Source organism: Caballeronia sp. PC1 (genome assembly GCF_021353155.1).
GTDB classification, from domain to species: domain Bacteria; phylum Pseudomonadota; class Gammaproteobacteria; order Burkholderiales; family Burkholderiaceae; genus Caballeronia; species Caballeronia cordobensis.
Genome location: NZ_JAJUBH010000001.1, coordinates 1,855,973 through 1,876,640, shown reverse-complemented (window position 1 = coordinate 1,876,640; position 20,668 = coordinate 1,855,973). Strand labels below are relative to the sequence as shown.

The 20,668-nt window shown below is 65.5% G+C and carries 16 protein-coding genes; 8 read left to right on the top strand and 8 right to left on the bottom strand.

Features of this window, described 5'->3' with window-relative positions:
• Positions 1-14: 14 nt before the first annotated feature.
• Positions 15-2,747 (bottom strand): aminopeptidase N, encoded by a 2,733-nt coding sequence (pepN, locus tag LY284_RS09050; protein WP_014190746.1) that lies wholly within the window; start codon positions 2,745-2,747, stop codon positions 15-17.
• A 224-nt stretch (positions 2,748-2,971) separates the two neighbouring features.
• Between pepN and LY284_RS09045 the strand changes: the two genes are divergently transcribed.
• From LY284_RS09045 to LY284_RS09010, 8 genes are all read left to right on the top strand, one after another.
• A complete protein-coding gene (locus tag LY284_RS09045; RefSeq protein ID WP_014190747.1) occupies positions 2,972-3,685 on the top strand; it encodes a DUF4136 domain-containing protein in 714 nt (237 codons plus the stop codon).
• Between the two features lie 183 nt (positions 3,686-3,868).
• Positions 3,869-4,567, top strand: coding sequence for a CDP-alcohol phosphatidyltransferase family protein (locus LY284_RS09040; RefSeq protein ID WP_041730200.1), 699 nt, complete (start codon positions 3,869-3,871; stop codon positions 4,565-4,567).
• Positions 4,564-5,376, top strand: coding sequence for a 2OG-Fe(II) oxygenase (locus LY284_RS09035; protein ID WP_014190749.1), 813 nt, complete (start codon positions 4,564-4,566; stop codon positions 5,374-5,376). Before LY284_RS09040 ends, LY284_RS09035 begins: the two co-directional genes overlap by 4 nt.
• On the top strand, positions 5,373-6,389 hold the full coding sequence (locus LY284_RS09030) for a flippase-like domain-containing protein (RefSeq protein WP_014190750.1): 1,017 nt from the start codon (positions 5,373-5,375) through the stop codon (positions 6,387-6,389). The genes LY284_RS09035 and LY284_RS09030 overlap by 4 nt, the downstream gene beginning before the upstream one ends.
• Before the next feature lie 23 nt (positions 6,390-6,412).
• Positions 6,413-7,201 (top strand): NTP transferase domain-containing protein, encoded by a 789-nt coding sequence (locus tag LY284_RS09025; RefSeq protein ID WP_014190751.1) that lies wholly within the window; start codon positions 6,413-6,415, stop codon positions 7,199-7,201.
• Positions 7,198-8,895, top strand: coding sequence for a phosphoenolpyruvate mutase (gene aepX / locus LY284_RS09020; RefSeq protein ID WP_014190752.1), 1,698 nt, complete (start codon positions 7,198-7,200; stop codon positions 8,893-8,895). The genes LY284_RS09025 and aepX overlap by 4 nt, the downstream gene beginning before the upstream one ends.
• Positions 8,888-10,057, top strand: coding sequence for a phosphonopyruvate decarboxylase (gene aepY, locus LY284_RS09015; protein ID WP_014190753.1), 1,170 nt, complete (start codon positions 8,888-8,890; stop codon positions 10,055-10,057). The genes aepX and aepY overlap by 8 nt, the downstream gene beginning before the upstream one ends.
• On the top strand, positions 10,057-11,121 hold the full coding sequence (locus LY284_RS09010) for a 2-aminoethylphosphonate aminotransferase (protein WP_014190754.1): 1,065 nt from the start codon (positions 10,057-10,059) through the stop codon (positions 11,119-11,121). Before aepY ends, LY284_RS09010 begins: the two co-directional genes overlap by 1 nt.
• Here LY284_RS09010 and LY284_RS09005 read toward each other — a convergent pair whose 3' ends face one another.
• The 7 genes from LY284_RS09005 to xdhA form a co-directional block, all read right to left on the bottom strand.
• Positions 11,122-11,556: a hypothetical protein gene (locus LY284_RS09005; RefSeq protein ID WP_041730202.1), complete on the bottom strand. Its 435-nt coding sequence runs from the start codon at positions 11,554-11,556 to the stop codon at positions 11,122-11,124.
• Between the two features lie 165 nt (positions 11,557-11,721).
• On the bottom strand, positions 11,722-13,050 hold the full coding sequence (gene guaD / locus LY284_RS09000) for a guanine deaminase (protein WP_014190756.1): 1,329 nt from the start codon (positions 13,048-13,050) through the stop codon (positions 11,722-11,724).
• 26 nt (positions 13,051-13,076) lie between these two features.
• On the bottom strand, positions 13,077-14,447 hold the full coding sequence (locus LY284_RS08995; RefSeq protein WP_014190757.1) for an NCS2 family permease: 1,371 nt from the start codon (positions 14,445-14,447) through the stop codon (positions 13,077-13,079).
• A 10-nt stretch (positions 14,448-14,457) separates the two neighbouring features.
• Positions 14,458-15,480 (bottom strand): adenosine deaminase, encoded by a 1,023-nt coding sequence (locus LY284_RS08990; protein ID WP_014190758.1) that lies wholly within the window; start codon positions 15,478-15,480, stop codon positions 14,458-14,460.
• 43 nt (positions 15,481-15,523) lie between these two features.
• A complete protein-coding gene (gene xdhC / locus LY284_RS08985) occupies positions 15,524-16,534 on the bottom strand; it encodes a xanthine dehydrogenase accessory protein XdhC (RefSeq protein WP_014190759.1) in 1,011 nt (336 codons plus the stop codon).
• A gap of 44 nt (positions 16,535-16,578) precedes the next feature.
• Positions 16,579-18,933 carry a xanthine dehydrogenase molybdopterin binding subunit gene (gene xdhB / locus LY284_RS08980; RefSeq protein ID WP_014190760.1) on the bottom strand — a complete coding sequence of 785 codons (2,355 nt, stop codon included), beginning with the start codon at positions 18,931-18,933 and terminating at the stop codon, positions 16,579-16,581.
• A complete protein-coding gene (xdhA, locus tag LY284_RS08975; RefSeq protein WP_014190761.1) occupies positions 18,930-20,414 on the bottom strand; it encodes a xanthine dehydrogenase small subunit in 1,485 nt (494 codons plus the stop codon). The genes xdhB and xdhA overlap by 4 nt, the downstream gene beginning before the upstream one ends.
• Between the last annotated feature and the right edge of the window lie 254 nt (positions 20,415-20,668).

The window sequence follows — 20,668 nt, the reverse complement described above, 5'->3', positions numbered from 1 at the left end:
CGGCGAAACGGTGCTCAGGCTGCGAGCGCCTTCTCCACCACCTCGCGCACGTCGCGCGATTTCGCCTTCGATGCGACTTCCGAGAGCGCCGCATGCATTTTTTCGCGCAGCTTCGGCGTGAAGCGGCGCCACAGTTCGAGCCCGCGCGCGAGGCGCGCCGCGACCTGCGGATTGAGCGCGTCGAGCGCGATCACCTGTTCGGCCCAGAACGCGTAGCCCGAACCGTCGGCAGCATGAAACTGCGCGGGATTGCCGCTGCAGAAGCTGAAGATCAGCGAGCGCGCGCGGTTCGGATTCTTGATGTTGAACGCCTGATGCTGCATCAGCTTGCGCACGATCTCGATCACCTTGCGGTCCGGCCCGCCGCGTTGCGTCGCCTGGAGCGCAAACCACTTGTCGATGACGAGCGCCTCGTTCTCGAAGCGGCGGTAGAAGTCCGCCAGCGCCGCGTCCGCGACGCTCGCATCCGCGCCCTTCGTCGCGCTCGCGAGCAGCAGGGCCGCAAGCGCCGCCGAGCGGTCCGTCATGTTGTTGGCGGCGTCGTATTGCGCCTGCGCAAGCGTGACCGCTTCGCGCGGATCGTCGAGCTGGCTCAGATAAGCCAGCGCCAGATTCTTCAGGCCGCGCTTGCCGGCGTCTTCCGGCGTCGGCCGGTACTCGCCCGGCGTGCGGTTCGCCTGATACGTCGCGATCCATTTCTCGCGCAACTGCGATGCGAGACGGCGGCTCATGAAGACCCGCGCCGCGTGCACGGCGGCCGGATCGGACACGGCCATCTGCTCGGCGAGGTAGCTTTCGGACGGCAGCATCAGCGCCAGTTCGCGGAACGCGGGCGTGAGCGTGGTGTCGTCGAGCACGCGCGCGAACGCGGCGATCACCTGATCGTCGATCGACAGCGCTTCGCCACTGGCCGCGCGCTCGGCAAGCCCGAGCAGTTCGCGCGTGGCGAGACGCTGGCCGGCTTCCCAGCGGTTGAACGGATCGCTGTCGTGCGCGAGCAGGAACGCGAGTTCGTCGTTCGTGTAGTCGTATTCGACGATCACCGGCGCCGAGAAATTGCGCAGCAGCGACGGCAGCGGCGCCTCGTTCACGTCGACGAAGGTGAACGACTGCTCGCGCCCGGTGAATTCGAGCACGCGCGTCGTGCCGTTCGGCTCCTTCTCGCCTTCGAGGCGCAGCGGCAGATCCGCGCCGTTCTGGCCGATAAGGCCGACCGAGAACGGAATCAGCAACGGTCCTTTCTGCGTTTCGCGCGCCGCTTCCGACCCTTCGCCGTACCCCTGTGCGAGCGTGAGCGTGTAACGCTTCTTCGCGGCGTCGTACTCGGCACGCACCGACACGCGCGGCGTGCCGGCCTGGCTGTACCAGCGCTCGAACTGCGCGAGATCGCGATGATTCGCATCCGCGAGCGCGTGCCGGAAGTCGTCGCAGGTCACGGCCTGACCGTCGTGGCGCTGGAAGTAGAGGTCCATGCCGCGGCGAAAGCCGTCGCGGCCGAAGAGCGTCTGATACATCCGCACGACTTCCGAGCCTTTCTCGTAGACGGTCATCGTGTAGAAATTGTTGATCTCGACGTAGCTTTCCGGACGCACGGGATGCGCCATCGGGCCGGCGTCCTCGGCGAACTGCATCTGACGCAGCACGCGCACGTCCTCGATGCGCTTGGTCGCGCGCGCGGCGGCGCTGCTTTGTCCACCGTCGGCGCCGTCGGCGTCGCCCGCGGCCATGTCGGCGGAAAATTCCTGATCGCGGAACACGGTCAGGCCTTCTTTCAGGCTCAACTGGAACCAGTCGCGGCACGTCACGCGATTGCCCGTCCAGTTATGGAAGTACTCGTGGCCGACCACGGCTTCGATATTGGAAAAGTCCGTGTCCGTCGCCGTTTCCGGATTGGCGAGCACGTACTTCGTGTTGAAGATGTTGAGCCCCTTGTTTTCCATCGCGCCCATGTTGAAGTCGCTCACCGCGACGATCATGAAGCGGTCCAGATCCAGCTCCAGCCCGAAGCGCTTTTCGTCCCAGCGGATCGAATGGATGAGCGAATCCATCGCGTGACGGGTTTTGTCGAGATCGTGCGGCTCGACCCACACTTGCAGCAGCTTCTCCCGGCCCGAGCCCGACTGGATGCGTTCCTCGATGCACACGAGCTTGCCCGCGACGAGCGCGAACAGATAGCTCGGCTTCTTGAACGGATCTTCCCATTTCGCGAAGTGACGGCCGCCGGGCAATTCGCCTTCCTCGATCAGATTGCCGTTGGATAGCAGCACCGGATACGCGGATTTGTCGGCGCGCAGCGTGACGGTGTAGGTCGCCATCACGTCGGGGCGATCGAGGAAGTAGGTGATGCGTCGAAAGCCCTCGGCTTCGCACTGCGTGAAGAAGTTGCCGCTGGAGACATAAAGTCCGGAGAGCGTCGTGTTCTCCGCCGGATTGCAGATGCTCTCGATGCTAAGCTCGAAGGCATCCGCCGCGGGAATACCGCCGATGGACAGTCCGTTCTCATGAACACGGACATCCGCGTGCGCGACGCCGTCGATCGCCGCGCTCACGAATTCCAGTTGCTCGCCCATCAGTTCGAGCCGGGGCGCGTCGCCTTTCGCGTCGGGATTGCGGCGCAGCGTCATCGTGCTCTTCACGACGGTGCGCGCCGGCACGAGGTCGAATTCGAGCGCGACGGAGTCGATCAGAAACGCGGGCGGCGTGTAGTCCTGGCGGCGGATCACTGCGGATGCGGTCGTGGTAGACATGGCGAGATCTTCAAAGTGAATGGGGCGGCGCGGGCGCATCGAGCGGACATTCTGTCACGGCACGAATACGGGCGCGGCATGTCGAACCATTGTACAAAACGCCCGTCGATCGTGAGCGCCGCCCGCTGCTGCTTCGCCGGGCCTTGGCATATGACCGGGGTGCGTGCGCGGATCGCGCGCGCTATCTATAACTAAGAAGAGCAGTTTCCGAAGTGAGGACGACCATGAATGTTCCGATCAAGGCGCTGTGCCGGTGGTTGCTGGTACTCGCCGCGCTATGGCTTTCGGGCTGCACGACCTATGTGCAGACGCAGGTGACCGCCTTCTCCGACTGGAGCGGCAGCGACGCGACCCGCACCTACGCATTCGCGCGCCAGGGCGAGCAGCAGAACAGCATCGAGCAGACGACTTACGAGACGCTCGTGGCGAACGAGTTGTCGAAGTACAACTTCCGGCAGACGCCGGACGCGAGCGCGCGCTATCAGGTGGCGCTCGGGTATTCGGTGCGCGGCGACCTCGTGACGGTGCGCCAGCCGGTCTATTACGACCCGTGGCCCATGTACGGGCCGTACGGCCGTCCGTTCTGGGGGCCGTGGGGCGGCTGGGGGCCGTACGGCCCGTGGGGTCCGACCGGTTACGTCGATCAGAGCTATCCGGTCTATATCCACGCGCTGCAGATTCGCATGACCGACCGCCAGACCGGCCGCGAGGTCTACAAGGTGACGGCGGTGAATTCGACGGGCGACCCCTCGCTCTATCAGGCGATGCCTTATCTGACGCGCAGCGCGTTGGCGGATTTCCCGCTCGGCAATGGCACCGTGCGCACCGTGACGCTGCCCGTGGACAAAAACGGCGGCATCTCGAACGAGACGGCGGCCTCGCTGACGCCGAACGATCGCGGCGTCGCGCCTGCGCCTGCGTCCAAGACCGTCGAATGAGCGTGGCAGCGGCGGCGCGCGCACGCACCGGAAATAATTTCCGGCGCGCGTCGCGCCGTCGAGCGCGGGATCGCCACGCATCATTTCAAAAACGCCCGGCGGCCTTGATCGAACTGGGAATTATCGCTGCGATACGAAGCCGCAATATATGCAGCTTCGCGCAATTAGCGATATATTTCCGTGATGACAAAATCGTGTCCGCCCAATCCTGAAGCCGTTCCCCAGCCCACGACGTGGGACGCGCGGCTCGCCCGCCGCCTCGTCACGCCGCTCGTCGGCACGCCGGTGACGCCCAATCATCTGACGACGCTGCGCCTCGCCATCGGTCTGGCCGGGGCGTATTATCTGTCGCTCGGTCAGTTCTGGCTGTGCACGCTCGGCGCGCTTCTCATCGCATTGTCGAATCTCGTCGATCACACGGACGGCGAGCTCGCGCGCATCAGCGGCCAGTCGAGCAAGATCGGCCACTTCTACGACCTCGCAGCCGATGCGCTCGTGACCGTGCTGTTGTTCCTCGGCATCGGGTTCTACGTGGCGGTGCATCATCCGTCGATGTTCCTGCCCGCGCAATGGCTCGGCGGCGTCGCGGGAGTGGCCGTCGCGCTGATCTTTTTCCTGCGCATGCGCATCGAGTCGATGGTCGGCAAGTCGGGCACGAAGCAGGCGTCGATGGCCGGTTTCGAAACGGAAGACGTGCTGTATCTGCTGCCCGTCGTGACCATCCTGAACGGCATGACGCCGTTTCTGATCGCCGCGGCGATCGGCGCGCCGCTCTTCGCGGTGTACGTGGCGATCGACTATCAGCGCGTCGGCAAACAGATGAAGCAGCGCGCGCAAGCGTCGCATGCGAACAAGAGCAACGATTTCCAGGCGGTGAGATGAGCGATACGGCAACTCCGGTCAACACCCCGATGCAGGAACGAGGCGCGGCGCCGGCGGCGCGCCTGTCGAAGCGCGACATCGACGCCACGCTGAACGCGCGCCTCGCCGCGCTGCCCACGCCGGCGCTGCGCAACGAGTACGGCAAGCAGGGCTCGTTTCTCTATATCGAGGATTTCCTGCCGCGCGATTACACCGAGCGCCTGATCGCCGCCGTGCACGACACGTTGCCGTCCGTGAACCGCAACTACCTGCCGGGTCACAAGGCGGGCGGCAGCGTGAGCCGCCATACGCTCGACAAGCTCGCGCCGTTCATCGCCGATCTGTACCGCTCCGAGGCGCTCATCAAGTGGCTGGAAGCGCTCACCGGCGACAAGCTGCAACTCTCGCCCGAAGACGATCCGCACGCCTACGCGCTCTATTTCTACACGCGTCCGGGCGACCATATCGGCTGGCATTACGACACGTCGTATTACGAAGGCCGCCGCTACACGCTGCTGCTCGGCGTGATCGACGATTCGTCCTGCGCGCTCGAATACGAACTGCACACCAAGACGCCGGGCGCCGCCGCGCAGCCGGGCGCGGTGCAGTATCCGCCGGGCGCGTTCGTATTTTTCGACGGCGACAAGCTGCGCCATCGCGTGACGCCGCTTCGCGAGAACGAAATGCGCGTGTCGCTCACATTCGAATACGTGACGAACCCGAACATGCGGCCGTTTCAGCGCTTCATCTCGAACATGAAGGATTCGATCGCGTATTTCGGATTCAGGCAGGTCTTTCGCCGCAACGGCGGCAAGAACGGACAGGCATGAGCCGCGCGGGCACATTTTTGTTGTCGGTCGGCGTGGTGCTGTTCATCGCGCTGCTCGGCTGGCAGGGCTTCGGCTCGGTCGCGGCGACTCTGGCCGCCGCCGGCTGGGGGCTCGTCGCGGTCGCCGCGTTTCACTTCGTGCCGCTTTTCGTCGATGCCTTCGCGATCAGCGTGCTCTTTTCCCGCAAGGAGCGCGACGTCTCCCTGCGCGACGCGCTGCTCGCGCGCTGGGCCGGCGAATCGGTGAACAGCCTGATGCCCGCCGGCCAGATCGGCGGTCCGATGCTGATGGTCCGCTATCTTGCTCAGCGCGGCATGCGCGCGCGCGACGCGGCCGCCGTCATCACCATCAGCACGACGATGCAGACCGTCGCGCAACTCATCTTCGCGCTGATCGGCGTCGTGCTGCTGACGGGCTTCGCGGCGGGCGGCTCGTCCTCGACGGTGACGATCGCCGTGCTGGCGGTGATCGGCGTCATCGGTCTGATGATCTTCGGCTTCTATCTGGCGCAGCGGCGCGGTCTCTTTGGCCGCGCGATGCGTTTCGCCTCCGGCATCGCCGCGAAATTTTCGGCCAAGCGCGACTGGTCGTCGCTCGTCACGCGCGCCGAAGCCGTCGATGCTGCCGTGCACGAGCTGTATCGCGAGCGCGCGAAAGTGGCGTCGAGCTTCGGCCTGAGCTTTATCGGCTGGATCGTCGGCACGGGCGAGGTGTGGCTCGCGCTGCATCTGCTCGGCCATCCGGTCGGCTGGACCGAAGCGCTCCTGCTCGAAAGTCTCGGCCAGGCGATACGCGGCGCGGCCTTCGCCATTCCCGGCTCGCTCGGCGTGCAGGAAGGCGGCTATCTGCTGCTCGCGCGCCTGATCGGCCTGCCGCCCGAGGCGGCGCTCGCGCTCTCGCTCGCCAAGCGCGCGCGCGAACTGCTGCTCGGCGTGCCGGGCATCGTCTATCTGCATTTCGTTGAAAAAGGCTGGCAGCGCCGCCGTCTCGCGCGCGTGCCGGATATCGACTGATCACCCACGAAGGGAACACAACCATGCGCGCAATTATTCTTGCGGCCGGGATGGGCTTGCGCCTCGTTCAGCCCGAAGGCCAGCAAAAGCCGAAGTGTCTGTTGCGCTTTGGCGATGCGTCTCTGCTCGAACGGCACCTCCACTTTCTGAAAGCCGCGAATGTCGATGAAGTCGTCTTCGTGACCGGCTTCAAGAGCGAGCAGATCGAAGCGGAACTCGCCGCGATCGACTGGAAGCCGAAGACCGAAATCGTCGTCAACGATGAATTCACCCTCGGCAGCGTGCTGTCCGTGCACACCGCGCGCGACGCGATGACGCGCGGCGGCGATGTCCTCCTGATGGACGCCGACGTGCTCTACGACGAGCGCATTTTCGCGCCGCTCGTCGCGGGCGGCAGCGTGAACCGTCTGCTGATCGACCGCGATTTCGAAGCGGGCGACGAGCCCGTGAAGCTGTGCGTCGAAAACGGCGTGCCGGTCGAGTTGCGCAAGCAGGTCGCGGCGGGGCTCGCGTACGACACCATCGGCGAATCCGTGGGCTTTTTCCGCTTCGACGAAAAGACCGCCACGCGCCTCGCCGAAATCTGCGCCGATTATGTCGCGACGGGCCGCGCGAAGATGCCGCACGAAGAAGCGGTGCGCGACTTGTTGCTGGAGAACCTGGACAACCCGCGCCACGCGTTCGATATCGCCGATGTGACCGGCGCACCGTGGATCGAAATCGATTTTCAGAACGACGTGAAGCGCGCGGCCGACGAAGTGCTGCCGCAACTCAACGCGCTGCGTCAGTTTGCAGGAGCCTCGCAACAATGAACGCACTCACACAAATCCCGGTCGGCTACTCGCGCACGATGCGCCTGCGCGAAATGCTGCAAAGCAATCGCCTCGAATTCCTGATGGAAGCGCACAACGGCATCTCCGCGCGCATCGCGAAGGAAGCGGGCTTCAAGGCGATCTGGGGCTCGGGCCTGTCGATTTCCGCGCAATTCGGCGTGCGCGACAACAACGAGGCAAGCTGGACGCAAGTCGTCGACAACCTCGAATTCATGGCGGACGCGAGCGATCTGCCGATTCTCCTCGACGGCGACACCGGCTACGGCAACTTCAACAACGTGCGCCGGCTCGTGAAGAAGCTGGAACAGCGCGGCATCGCGGGCGTGTGCATCGAAGACAAGCAGTTTCCGAAGACCAACAGCTTCATCAACGGCGAGGCGCAGCCGCTCGCGGACATCGACGAATTCTGCGGCAAGATCAAGGCCGGCAAGGATTCGCAGAGCGATCCGAATTTCTCGATCGTCGCGCGCGTCGAGGCGCTGATCGCGGGCTGGGGCATGGAAGAAGCGTTGAAGCGCGCCGAGGCGTACCGTCAGGCGGGCGCGGACGCGATCCTGATTCATTCGAAGCTCTCGAAGCCGGACGAAATCCTCACGTTCGCGCGTGAATGGGCCGGGCGCGGCCCGCTCGTCATCGTGCCGACGAAGTACTACAGCACGCCGACCGACGCGTTCCGTCAGGCGGGCATCAGTTGCGTGATCTGGGCGAACCATCTGATTCGCGGCGCGGTCTCGGCGATGCAGGCGATCGCGAAGGAAATCCACGACAGCGAGACGCTCGTCAACGTGGAAGACCGCATCGCGGCGGTCAACGAGATTTTCCGTTTGCAGGACGCGGACGAATACTCGGCCGCCGAGAACATCTATCTGACGGCGGCGAATGAAAAGCGCAGCGCGATCGTGCTGGCCGCGAGCCGCGGCGCGGGCCTCGAAGCGCTGACCGAAGCGCGTCCGAAGGTCATGCTGCCGGTCGCGGGCAAGCCGCTTTTGCGCCATCTCGTCGAGGCGTTCAAGAAGGAAAGCATCAACGACATCACGGTCGTCGGCGGATATCGCGCGGACGCGATCGAGTCGGGCGGCATCCGTCTCGTCGTCAACGAACGGCATGAAACGACGGGCGAGCTCGCCTCGCTCGCCTGCGCCGCGAAGCACATGAACGGCGACACCGTGATTTCCTACGGCGATCTGCTGTTCCGCAGCTACATCCTGCGCGATCTGACGGAATCGGACAGCGATTTCTGCGTGGTCGTGGATTCGTCGCAGGCGCCGCAGGCGGGCGACACCGTCACCGACTTCGCGTACTGCTCGACCGGCGACGACCGCGCGCTCTTCGGCCAGAAAGTGTGGCTCGAAAGCGTGGTCGGCGCGGGGCAGTCGCTGATCGAAAATCGCGCGCCGCAGGGCCGCTGGATGGGTCTCATCAAGGTGCGCGGCGGCGCGCGCGAGCGTTTGCTCGCGACGCTCGGCACGCTGCAGCAGCGCGCCGACTTCGACCAGCTCGACATGGCCGCGCTCCTGAACGCGCTGATCGCCGCCGGCCAGAAGATCGAAGTGCAGTACGTGCACGGCCACTGGCGCGGCGTGAACGATCTCGACGATTTCCGTCGCGCGGGCGATTTCGCGCACGGCCAGACGCCGATCGGCTCCGAAGGCGCGGAGAACGCGCGTGATTGAGGCCGCCCAGTTCGTCGAGGCCGCGCGCGAGCGCGGTTTCGACTGGTACGCGGGCGTGCCGTGCTCGTTCCTCACGCCCTTCATCAACTACGTGCTGCAGGACGACACGCTCAACTACGTGTCGGCGGCGAACGAGGGCGATGCCGTCGCGCTGATCGCGGGCGTCGCGCTCGGCGGCGAGTCCGCTAAAGATCGTAAGCGCCGCGGCATCGCGATGATGCAGAACTCCGGGCTCGGCAACGCCGTGAGCCCGCTGACGTCGCTGACCTGGACCTTCCGTCTGCCGCAACTGCTGATCGTCACGTGGCGCGGCCAGCCGGGCGTCCACGACGAGCCGCAGCACGCGCTGATGGGCCCGATCACGCCGCAGATGCTCGACACCATGGAAATTCCGTGGGCGCTGTTCCCGACGGACGCCGACGAGATCGGCCCGGCGCTCGATCGCGCGACGGAGTACATGGACAGCACCGGCCGTCCGTATGCGCTCGTCATGCAAAAGGGCAGCGTCGCGCCGTATGAACTGAAGCAGACGGGTCTGTCGGGCGTGCGCGCGCCCGCGCAGCCGGCGGCCGTGCAGCGCTTCGAAGGCGAGCGCGTGACGCGTCACGACGCGCTGGCCAAAGTGATCGCGAACACGCCGAAGGATTCGACGGTCGTGCTCGCGTCGACGGGCTTTTGCGGGCGCGAGTTGTACGCGATCGACGACCGCGAGAACCAGCTCTATCTCGTCGGCTCGATGGGCTGCGTCACGCCGATGGCGCTCGGCCTCGCGCTCTCGCGTCCCGATCTGCGCGTCGTCGCGCTCGACGGCGACGGCGCCGCGCTCATGCGCATGGGCGTGTTCGCGACGCTCGGCGCATACGGCCCGCCGAACCTGATTCACCTGCTGCTCGACAACGGCGCGCACGAATCGACCGGCGGCCAGGCAACGGTGTCGCGCGGCGTCGATTTCGCGTCGATCGCGGCGGCGTGCGGCTACGCGCTCGCGCTCGATGGCGACGACATCGGCGTGATCGACCGTCTTTTCGACGCTAAAGATGTCGATGGCGTGCGCTTTGCCCGCCTGTCGATCAAAACCGGCACGCCGGGCGACCTGCCGCGCCCGAAGATCACGCCCGAAGACGTGCGCGCGCGCCTGCAACAACACCTAGGAGGCCGTTGATGCTGCTGCTCAATCCCGGTCCTGTCACGCTCACCGAACGCGTGCGTCAGAGCCTGCTGCAAACCGACTTGTGTCATCGCGAGCCGGAGTTCTTCGATCTTCAGGACGAGGCGAGAAAGCGTCTCGTCGCCGCTTACGCGCTCGATCCGGCCACATGGAGCGCCGTGCTGATGACGGGCTCGGGCACCGCCGCGGTCGAAAGCATGATCGCCGGCCTCGTGCCGGAAGGCGGGCGGCTGCTCGTCGTGGAGAACGGCGTGTACGGCGATCGCATCGCGCAGATCGCGAAGCAATACGGCATCGATCACGAAGTCGTCAAGTACGAGTGGATGCAGGCGCCGGACATCGACGCGATCATCGAACGTCTCGACGGCGGCACCTTCACGAACGTCGCGATCATCCATCACGAAACGACGACCGGCCGCCTGAACGCGATCGACCGCCTGTCGCGCGCGTGCGCGGAGCGCGGCATCGGCCTCTTGCTCGATGCGGTGAGCAGCTTCGGCGCGGAGGCCATCGATTTCGACGGCGGCGGCATCGCCGCGATCGCCGCGACGGCCAACAAGTGCCTGCACGGCGTGCCGGGCGCGGCGTTCGTCATCGCGCGGCGCGATGCGCTCGCGAAGGCCGCGAACCGCACGTACTACCTCGGCATCGCCCGGCTCGCGAAGCTGCAGGACGAGCGCAATACGCCGTTCACGCCCTCGGTGCACGCGTACTACGCGCTCGTCGAGGCCTTGCGCGAGTTCGAGGAAGAGGGCGGCTGGCGCGCGCGTCATCAGCGTTATGCGAAGCTCGCGGAACAGGTGCGCTCGGGCCTGGCGTCGCTCGGCATGGCAAGCGCGTTGCCGCCGGAAGAATCGTCGGTGGTGTTGCGGGCGTACCGGCTGCCAGCGGGCATGACCTACGAGAAGCTCCACGACGCGCTCAAGGCGAAGGGCTTCGTGATCTACGCGGGGCAGGGCGGCTTGTCGAAGGAGCTGTTCCGCATTTCGACGATGGGCGCGCTCGACGCGAACGACATGGATCGGCTGATCTCGGCGTTCGTGGAACTGGTGCGCTGATCACGGCTTGCAGAATATCGCCGTGATGAAGGGCGCGACGTGGTGTACATCCGCGTCGCTGCCCGCGGCCTTCACTTTCTCCGCGACTTCCGCGTCGCCGCCCCACACGACCACGCCATACGCGGAATCGGCGATCGGTTCGCCTTTGCCGAGCCGAAAGATCGGATCGTCCTTCTGATACGCGACGACCACATACACCTTGAATCCGTAGGCCGTCAGCGTCGCGCCCTTGACAGGCTTGAACGCGTTGACCGAATTCGGCTCCACGCGCATCGGTTTGGTTTCGAGCAGCCCGTTCTGCTGCAACGGCGCGACGAAATCATGCGCGGTCGATTTGCAGTCGAGCTGCGCTTCGATCGGCTTCGCATGCGCGAGCGCAGCGAGTGACGCAAGCGTCACGGCGAGGGCGATTCGGATTCGGGCGATGTGCTTCATGTCGACGCGATGTTCAGGACAGCTTGCACTTTAGCGAGAATGCAACAAATCCGCACAAAACGTCGAGCAAAACCTCGCGCTCGCGTGGCCGGGCAGACGAACCACGCCGACAAAAAAGCGGCCCGCAGGCCGCTTGTCGGATGAATCGCTGACGGATCAGGCGTTTCAGGCCGCCAGCTCCAGCTTCGCCGTCTTGCGCGTGTCGCGCGAATGCACGCGCTTGCCGGCGGCATAGGTTTCGAATACCGCGCGATCGTCGCCGAGCAGCGCGAACGCGAACAGCAGTTCTTCCAGCGATTCGGTCCGCGACGTGCGGCGCGCGAGCAGCGGCGTCGCGTTCGGATCGAGCACGACGAAATCCGCCTCGCTGCCCGGCTTGAGCGTGCCGATTTTGTCGTCGAGTTCGAGCACTTGCGCCGCGCCCGTGGTCGCGAGCCAGAACATGCGCGTCGCGGTCAGATGATGGCCCGTCAAGCGCGCGACCTTGTGCGCTTCGTTCATCGTCTGCAGCATGGAAAACGACGTGCCGCCGCCGACATCCGTCGCGAGCGCGACCGGCATGTTCGACGCGCCGGCCTTCTCGAAATCGAACAGGCCGCTGCCGAGAAACAGGTTCGAGGTCGGGCAGTGCGACGCCACCGCGCCCGTTTCCGCCATGCGCTCGCGGTCTCGGTCATCGAGATAGATGCAGTGGCCGTACACCGCGCGGCGGCGCAGCAGGCCGTAGTGATCGTAGATGTCGAGATAGCTGCGATGCCCCGGGAAAAGGCTTTCGACCCATTTGATCTCGTCGGTGTTTTCCGCGACGTGACTCTGGATGAACACGTCCTGATGCTTCTGCGCGAGCGCTCCGCACGCTTCGAGCTGCGCTTCGGTCGAGGTCGGCGCGAAACGCGGCGTCAGTGCGTAATGCTGACGCCCGCGCCCATGCCAGCGCGCGATCAGTTCCGCGCTGTCGTCGTAGCTGGATTGCGCCGTGTCGCGCAGAAACTCGGGGCAGTTGCGGTCCATCAGCACCTTGCCCGCGACCATGCGCAGATTGCGCGCTTCGCTTTCGGTGAAGAAGGCGTCGGCGGATTGCTTGTGCACCGTGCAGTAGACGAGCGCGGTCGTCGTGCCGCACGCGAGCAGTTCGTCGATGAAAAAGCTCGCCGTTTCGCGCGCGACCGCCGGGTTCTCGAAGCCGCGCTCGGTCGGAAACGTGTACGTGTTGAGCCACGGCAAGAGGCCCGCCGCCGGCGACGCGATCATGTCCGTCTGCGGATAGTGGATGTGCGAGTCGATGAAACCCGGCACGATCAGCTTGTCGCGCATCGTGTGGACGGTCGCGTCGGGCGAGAGCGTGTCGCGAAGCGACGCATACGCGCCCGCTGCGCTCACTTTGCCGTCCTCGACGATCAGAAGGCCATCGGCCTCGTAGACCGCGCCATCGGCGGCATGCGCGGGGTCTTCGCGAAAGGTCAGCAACTGGGCGCGGTAGGCGGTCTGAGTCATGGTGCAACGTCTCCGATATCTAGAATTTACAACTGCGAAAGCAGTACCAAAGCGCAAGCCGCGATGATCCACATCGCCGGCTTGATTTCCTTTGCGCGCCCCGTCGCCGTCTTGAGCACGACGAACGCGAGAAAGCCATACGCGACGCCGTCGGTGATCGAGTAGGTCAGCGGAATCAGGATCATCGCGAGGAACGCGGGAATGGCTTCGTCGAAGCGATGCCATTCGATCTTCGTGATCGCTTCCATCATGAACACGCCGACGAGCACGAGCGCGGGCGCCGTCGCGATCGCCGGAACGAGCGACAGCAGCGGCGACAGGAACAGGAACGGCAGGAAGCACAAGCCGGCGACGACGGCGACGAGCCCCGTGCGCCCGCCCGCCGAAATGCCCGCCGCCGATTCGATATACGCGTTCGCCGGGCTCGTGCCGAGCGGCGCGGAGATCAGGGCCGAGAACGAATCGACCATCATCGACTGGCGGATGTTGCGCGGATTGCCGTCGCGGTCGTAGAGCTTGCCGGCTTCGGAAATCGCCATGAAGGTGGAGAGCGCGTCAAAGAACGACGTGAACAGCATCACGAAGATGAACGGCCAGTAGATCACCTTCAGCGCGCCCATGAAGTCGAGCTGCATGACCGCCGAGAAGTCCGGCGCGGAGAAGAGACCGTTCCAGTTGACGAGCGTTTTCGTGGCGATGGCGGCGGGCCAGTAGGCGGTGCCGTCGCCATAGAAGCGGCCGATCGGAATCGCGATGATCGTCGTGAACACGATGCCGAGCATCAGCGCGCCCGTGACCTTGCGCGCGACGAGCACCGTCGTGACGGCAAGCCCGATGAGGAACGTGATGACGACCGGATTCAGCGACGCCGAATGCACGACCGTGACCGGATCGCCGACGACGAACTTCGCGTTCACCAGACCGATGAGGCTGATGAAGAGACCGATGCCGCACGATACCGCGTGCCGCAGATTCGCCGGAATCGCATCGACGACGAGCTTGCGCGCGTTGAACGCCGCGAGTACCGCGAAGATCACGCCGGACCAGAACACGCAGCCGAGCGCGGTCTGCCACGGCATCTTGCCGCCGTGCACCATGACGAACGCGAAGAGCGCGTTCATGCCCATGCCGGGCGCGACCAGCACCGGGTTGCGCGCGTAGAGGCCCATCGCGCAGCTGCCGAGAAAACTGACGATGACGGTCGCCGTCAACGCCGCCGGAAAGGGCACGCCCGCCGCCGACAGAATGCCCGGATTGACGACGATGATGTACATCGCCGTGAGAAAGGTCGTGATGCCCGCGACGACTTCGGTCTTCGTGCGCGAGCCCGCCGCGCGAATGCCGAAAAAGCGTTCGAGCGCGGTGTTATCGCGTTGAGTGCTTGCTGTGGTATCCATCGTTCTTCTTTTATTGCTTCCAGTACTGATCCAGGCGCGCGATCATGCCGTCGCGTTCCGCTTCGGTGACGAACGAGGCTTCGAGGCTGTTTCGGAGCAGCGTGTAGACCTCGTGATCCGTGAGCTTCAGCGCATCGACGATGGCGAAGTAGTTCGCGTTGACGTAGCCGCCGAAATAGGCGGGATCGTCGGAGTTGATCATCACCGCGACGCCCTGATCGAGCAGGTCCTTGAGCGTGTGCTTCGTCATGTCGTCGAACACGCAGAGCTTGAGGTTCGACAGCGGGCAGACGGTCAGCGCGATGCGTTCATCCGCAAGACGCGCGACGAGCGCCGCGTCCTCGATGCTGCGCACGCCGTGATCGACGCGATCCACCTTCAGCAGATCGAGCGCTTCGTAGACGTACGACGGCGGGCCTTCCTCGCCCGCATGCGCAACGAGCTTCAAGCCGCGCTCGCGCGCTTTCGCGAACACGCGCTCGAACTTCGACGGCGGATGGCCGCGCTCCGACGAATCCAGCCCGACGCCAATCAGCCGGTGGCTGTACGTGTCGAAGAGCGGCAGTGCGCTTTCATAGGTCGCGAGCGCGTCTTCTTCGGAAAGATGACGCAGGAAGCAGAGAATCAGCTTGCTCGACAGGCCGCGCTTCTCGCCTTCGGCCAGGGCGGCGTCGATGCCCGCGACGACCGTTTCGATCGGCACGCCGCGTTCCGTGTGCGTCTGCGGATCGAAGAAGATTTCCGTGTGCGCGACGTGGTCCGCGAGTGCGCGCTCGACGTAGGCCATCGTCATGTCGTAGAAGTCCTGCTCGGTGAGCAGCACGCTCGCGCCCGCGTAATAGATGTCGAGAAACGACTGCAGGTCGGTGAATGCGTAAGCGTCGCGCAGCGCTTCGATCGAGTCATACGCGAGCTTCACGTTATTGCGTTTCGCGAGCTCGAAGATCAATTCCGGTTCGAGCGACCCTTCGATGTGGATATGCAGCTCGGCTTTGGGCGCGCGCGCAATCTTGTCGGCGAGTGTGGGATTCATGGGGCTTATTTGTGTCAGGGCGATTGCAGGGGATACAGCGTGGTCAAGCGGTCTGCGACGACCTTGTGAGCGCATGGGCTTCGACCGCCTGCAGCAGTTGGGCTGCCGCTGCGACGGCGATCACTTCGGGCGCTTTATCGACGATGCCGTCGATGCCGATCGGACACACCATGCGCGCGATACGCGCCGGGTCGATGCCGCGCGCCGCGAGCCGGTGCTCGAACTGCTTCTTCTTGGTGAACGAGCCGATCATCCCGAAGAACGCGAAATCGCCGCGTTTCAGGATGCACTCGGCCAGCGCGAGGTCGACCGTGTGGTTGTGCGTCATCACGAGGAAGTACGCGCCGGGCGGCGCGTTGTCGACGGCTTCGTCCGGCGCGTCGTTCGGCTCGATCGACACGTTGTCCGGCACGAACTGCGCGGGCGGGAAAGCCGCGTCGCGCGAATCGACCCACGTGACGTGACAGGGCAGCGTGGCGAGCACGCGAACCAGTGCCGCGCCCACATGACCCGCACCGAACAGCACGACCTGGAAGTCGCGCGGCGCGAGGGTTTCCGTGAGCAGCGCGCCGCTTTCGTCGAAACCGGCGCCGTCCCACAACAGGCAGTCGGCGTCGGTTGCGCCCGGCTCGGGATCGGAGAGCATCACCGCATCGGGCAGCGGCGCGAACGAAACGCTGCGCACGGTCGACAAACCCTGCGCCGTGCGTTTCGCGAGCGTCGTCACCCAGTTGAGATCCGATACGTCGAGCCGCTCGAACGCCAGCACGACCGCGCCGCCGCAGCATTGGCCGAGGCTCGGGCCCAGTGCGAAACGCTCCAGCCTGCGCATGCGTTGCGTGCGCATGCCGTCCTTCAGCACTTGCCGTGCGGTCTCGATGGCCTTCCATTCCAGATGGCCGCCGCCGATCGTGTAGCGCGCGTCCTCGCGTGTGACGATCATCTTCGTGCCCGGCTCGCGCGGCGCGGAGCCTTCGACACGCGCGACCGTCACGAGCACGACGGCGTCGCCGTGCGCGAGCAGGTGTTGCAGGTCGTTCAGCCAAACTTGCATCGATGGGGCTCCAGAGAAGAATCGTCGAAAGGTCGTCGCAGGCGCTAGTTTACCGGGGCGGCTTCCCGCGCCGGAACGGCTAGCGCGTCGAGCGCGTCGAGAATCGCTTCGGGCGTCGCGGGCGCGCGCAGCTTCGGCGCATCGGCGTTATCCGGCGCCACCGAGGCGATCGCCGCGCGTATCGCCAGCAGCACCGAGAACGACAGCAGGAGCGGCGGCTCGCCGACCGCTTTCGAACGGAAGATCGTCGGCTCGGCGTTGTCGTTGTCATAAAGCGCGACGTTGAAGACGGCGGGCGCGTCGTTGACGGCCGGAATCTTGTAGGTCGAAGGCGCGTGCGTCATCAGGCGGCCGTCGCGGTTCCACCAGAGCTCCTCGGTCGTGAGCCAGCCCATGCCCTGGATATAGCCGCCTTCCACTTGCCCGATATCGATGGCCGGATTGATCGAGCGGCCCGCGTCGTGCAGCAGATCGGCGCGCAGCAGCTTCCATTCGCCCGTGAGCGTATCCACGACGACTTCCGACACGGCCGCGCCGTACGCGAAGTAGTAGAACGGATGGCCTTGCAGCGTCTTCGCGTCCCAATGGACTTTCGGCGTCGAATAAAAGCCGTCGGACCACAACTGCACGCGCGCGAGATACGCGGCGGCGACGAGCTGATCGAAGGGCAGCCGCGCGCCATTCGCCTCGACGCCGCCGCCATGAAATTTGACGTCGGCCGCCTTGCAGCCGAGCTGCAGCGCGGCGAGATCGGCGAGACGCGCGCGGATCGCGAGCGCCGCGGCTTCGGCGGCCTTGCCGTTCAGATCGCTGCCGGTCGATGCCGCCGTCGCCGACGTATTGGCGACCTTCGACGTATCCGTGGCCGTCACCCGCACCTGCGCGAGGCCGATGCCGAGCACGCTCGCGACCACCTGCGCGACCTTCGTGTTGAGGCCCTGGCCCATCTCGGTGCCGCCGTGGTTCACGAGCACCGAGCCGTCCTTGTAGACATGCACGAGCGCGCCGGCCTGGTTCAGAAACGGCACGTTGAACGAAATGCCGAACTTGACCGGCGTGAACGCGATGCCGCGCTTCAGGACGCGGCTTTTCGCATTGAACGCGGCGACTTCGGCACGGCGCGTTGCGTATTCGCTCGATGCGATCAGCGCATCGGTCAGCGGCGCGATGACATTGTCCGCGACCGGCTGGCCATAAGGCGTCACGTTGCGCTCGCCGATGCCATAGTAATTCGCGCGCCGCACGTCGAGCGGATCGCGCTTCAGGCGATGCGCGATTTCGTCGAGCATCACTTCCATGACGAGCGCGCCTTGCGGGCCGCCGAAGCCGCGAAACGCGGTGTTCGACTGCGTGTTGGTCTTGCAGCACAGCGCACGGATTTCGACGTCGCCCAGATAGTAGGCGTTGTCGAAGTGGCACACGGCGCGCGTCGCGACCGCGCCCGACAAGTCCGCCGAATAGCCCGCCCGCAACGCGATTTCGACCCGCGCGCCCGCGATACGGCCGTCGTCGTCGAAGCCGCATTCGTATTCGTAGACCGCATCGTGACGCTTGCCGGTGATCATGAAGTCGTCGTCGCGGTCGGCGCGCAGCTTCACCGGGCGCTTGAGCACATGCGCCGCGAGCGCCGCGACGCATGCGAACACCGCCGATTGCGATTCCTTGCCGCCGAAGCCGCCGCCCATGCGACGGCATTCGCACAGCACGGCATGCGTCGGCCAGCCGAGCATATGCGCGACGACCTGCTGCATTTCGCTCGGATGCTGCGTCGAGCTATGAACGAGCATGCCGTCCTGCTCCTGAGGCAGCGCGTACGCGACTTGTCCTTCGAGATAGAACTGCTCCTGTCCGCCGACTTCGAACTCGCCTTTCAGACGATGCGCCGCCGCCGCGATGCGTGCGGCCGGATCGCCGCGCCGCAGATGCAGCGGCGGCAGGACGAATTGATTGCGCGCCTTCGCTTCACGCGGCGTGAGGACGGCTTCGAGCGGCTCGTAGCGCACCACGTCCTCGCTTTTCGCGAGCGCGGCGGCGCGGCGCGCCAGATCGTGCGTCTCGGCGATGACGGCGAACACCGGCTGGCCGAGATACTGCACTTCGCCTGCCGCGAGGATCGGATCGTCGTGCAGCACCGGGCCGCAATTGTTCTCGCCGGGGATGTCTTCGGCCGTGAGCACCGCGACCACGCCGGGAGCGGCGCGCACCGCATCCAGATCGAGCGACACGATGCGCGCATGCGCATGCCGCGAAAGCCCGAGCGCCGCGTGCAGCGTGCCGCGCGCTTCGGGAATGTCGTCCGTGTAGCGCGCTTCTCCGCTCACGTGCAGGGCCGCCGATTCGTGCGGCAACGCGGCGCCGGCGGCGTCTTCGAGCTGGATCGGATCGCGGGCCTTGTTCATGGCGCTTCCTCCACATGGGAGCCATACGCGAACGCGTTGACTTCGGCGAGCGCAAGCGGGGCATCGCGGCGCGTTTCCAGATAGAAACGCCACAGCACGTTGCGCGCCACCTTCGCCCGGTACGCACTCGATGCGCGCATGTCGGTGAGCGGCTGGAAATCGGTATCGAGCGCGGCCATCGCGGCGTGCGCGGCGGCTTCGGTCCATTCGTTGCCGGTCAGCGCGGCTTCGGCGCGCGCCGCGCGTTTGGGCGTCGCCGCCATGCCGCCGAACGCGATGCGCGCCTCGGTGATGCGGTTGGCGTCGTCGAGCCTGACCGCGAACGCCGCGCAAACCGCGGAAATGTCCTGGTCGTAGCGCTTCGACACCTTGTAAGTGCGAAAGCGCAGCGCGGCGGCCGGACGCGGCACGCGGATCGCCGCGACGAATTCGCCCGCGTCGAGCGCGGTTTTCTGATAGCCGAGGTAGAACGCGTCGAGCGGCATCGTGCGCGTTTTATCGGCCTTTTGCAGCACGAGTTGAGCATTCAGCGCGATGAGCGCGGGCATCGAATCGCCGATGGGCGAGCCGTTCGCTACGTTGCCGCCGAGCGTGCCGGCGTTGCGGATCGGCCGGGAGGCGAAGCGCGTCCACAGTTCGGTCAGTTCGGGATAGTCGGCGGCGAGCGCCGCGTAGGCATCTTCGAGCGATGCCGCCGCGCCGATCGTCAGCGTGCCGGCGTCGCGTCCGATCGTCTTCAATTCGTCGACGTTGCCGATGTAGAGCATCTCGCCGAGATCGCGGAACTGCTTCGTCACCCACAGGCCGACGTCGGTGCTGCCCGCGAGCAGCCGCGCGTTCGGATGCGCGGCCCGCAGCCGGGCGAATTCGGCGCGCGTGACGGGCGCGTGGAAGGCGTGATACTCGAAGGTTTGCGTGCGCTTGATCGCGGCGAGTTGCCGGGCGACGGCGTCGGCATCGAAAGGCGGGCGCGGAGTGTCGAACATGCGCTGCCCCGCATCGACGATCGGCCGATAACCCGTGCAGCGGCACAGGTTGCCCGACAGCGCCGTGGCGATGTCATCGCGCGACGGCGGCCCCGCATCGCGCGGATGGCTGTGATAGAGCGCCCAAAGCGACATCGCGAAACCGGGCGTGCAGAAACCGCACTGCGAACCGTGACAGTCGACGAGCGCCTGCTGCACCGGATGCAGCGCGCCGTCTGCGCCGCGCAGGTCTTCGACGGTGAAGAGCGCGCGCGAATCGAGCGTCGGCAGAAACTGGATGCACGCGTTGACGGCTTTGAGCGCAAGCTGGCCGCGCGCGTCGAGTTCGCCGATCACGACGGTGCACGCGCCGCAATCGCCCTCGGCGCAGCCTTCCTTGGTGCCGGTGCAAAGCGCGGTCTCGCGCAGATGCTGAAGCACCGTGCGCGTGGCGGGCGCGTCGCCGATCTCGCGCACGGCGCCGCGCTGATAGAAGCGGATGGTTTGCGTTGTCATGATTCAGAAAGACATTGCGGACCGGGCGCGCGTTACGCGGTTTCCGTTCGTTTCATGGGTTGCCGCGAAAAACTTCGGGCTGCCTTTGAGCGAATCGGACTGCGCGCACGTAGATCGCCATCCAGACACGACCTTAACACCCCAATATCTCAAAAAGATTGGCGGGCCCGTATCAAGATTATGCGGATGCGCTGATGCGCGAAAGGAAAAGCGCGCGGAAGGGGATAAAGCGGGGAAGAACGGGCGGCGCGCGA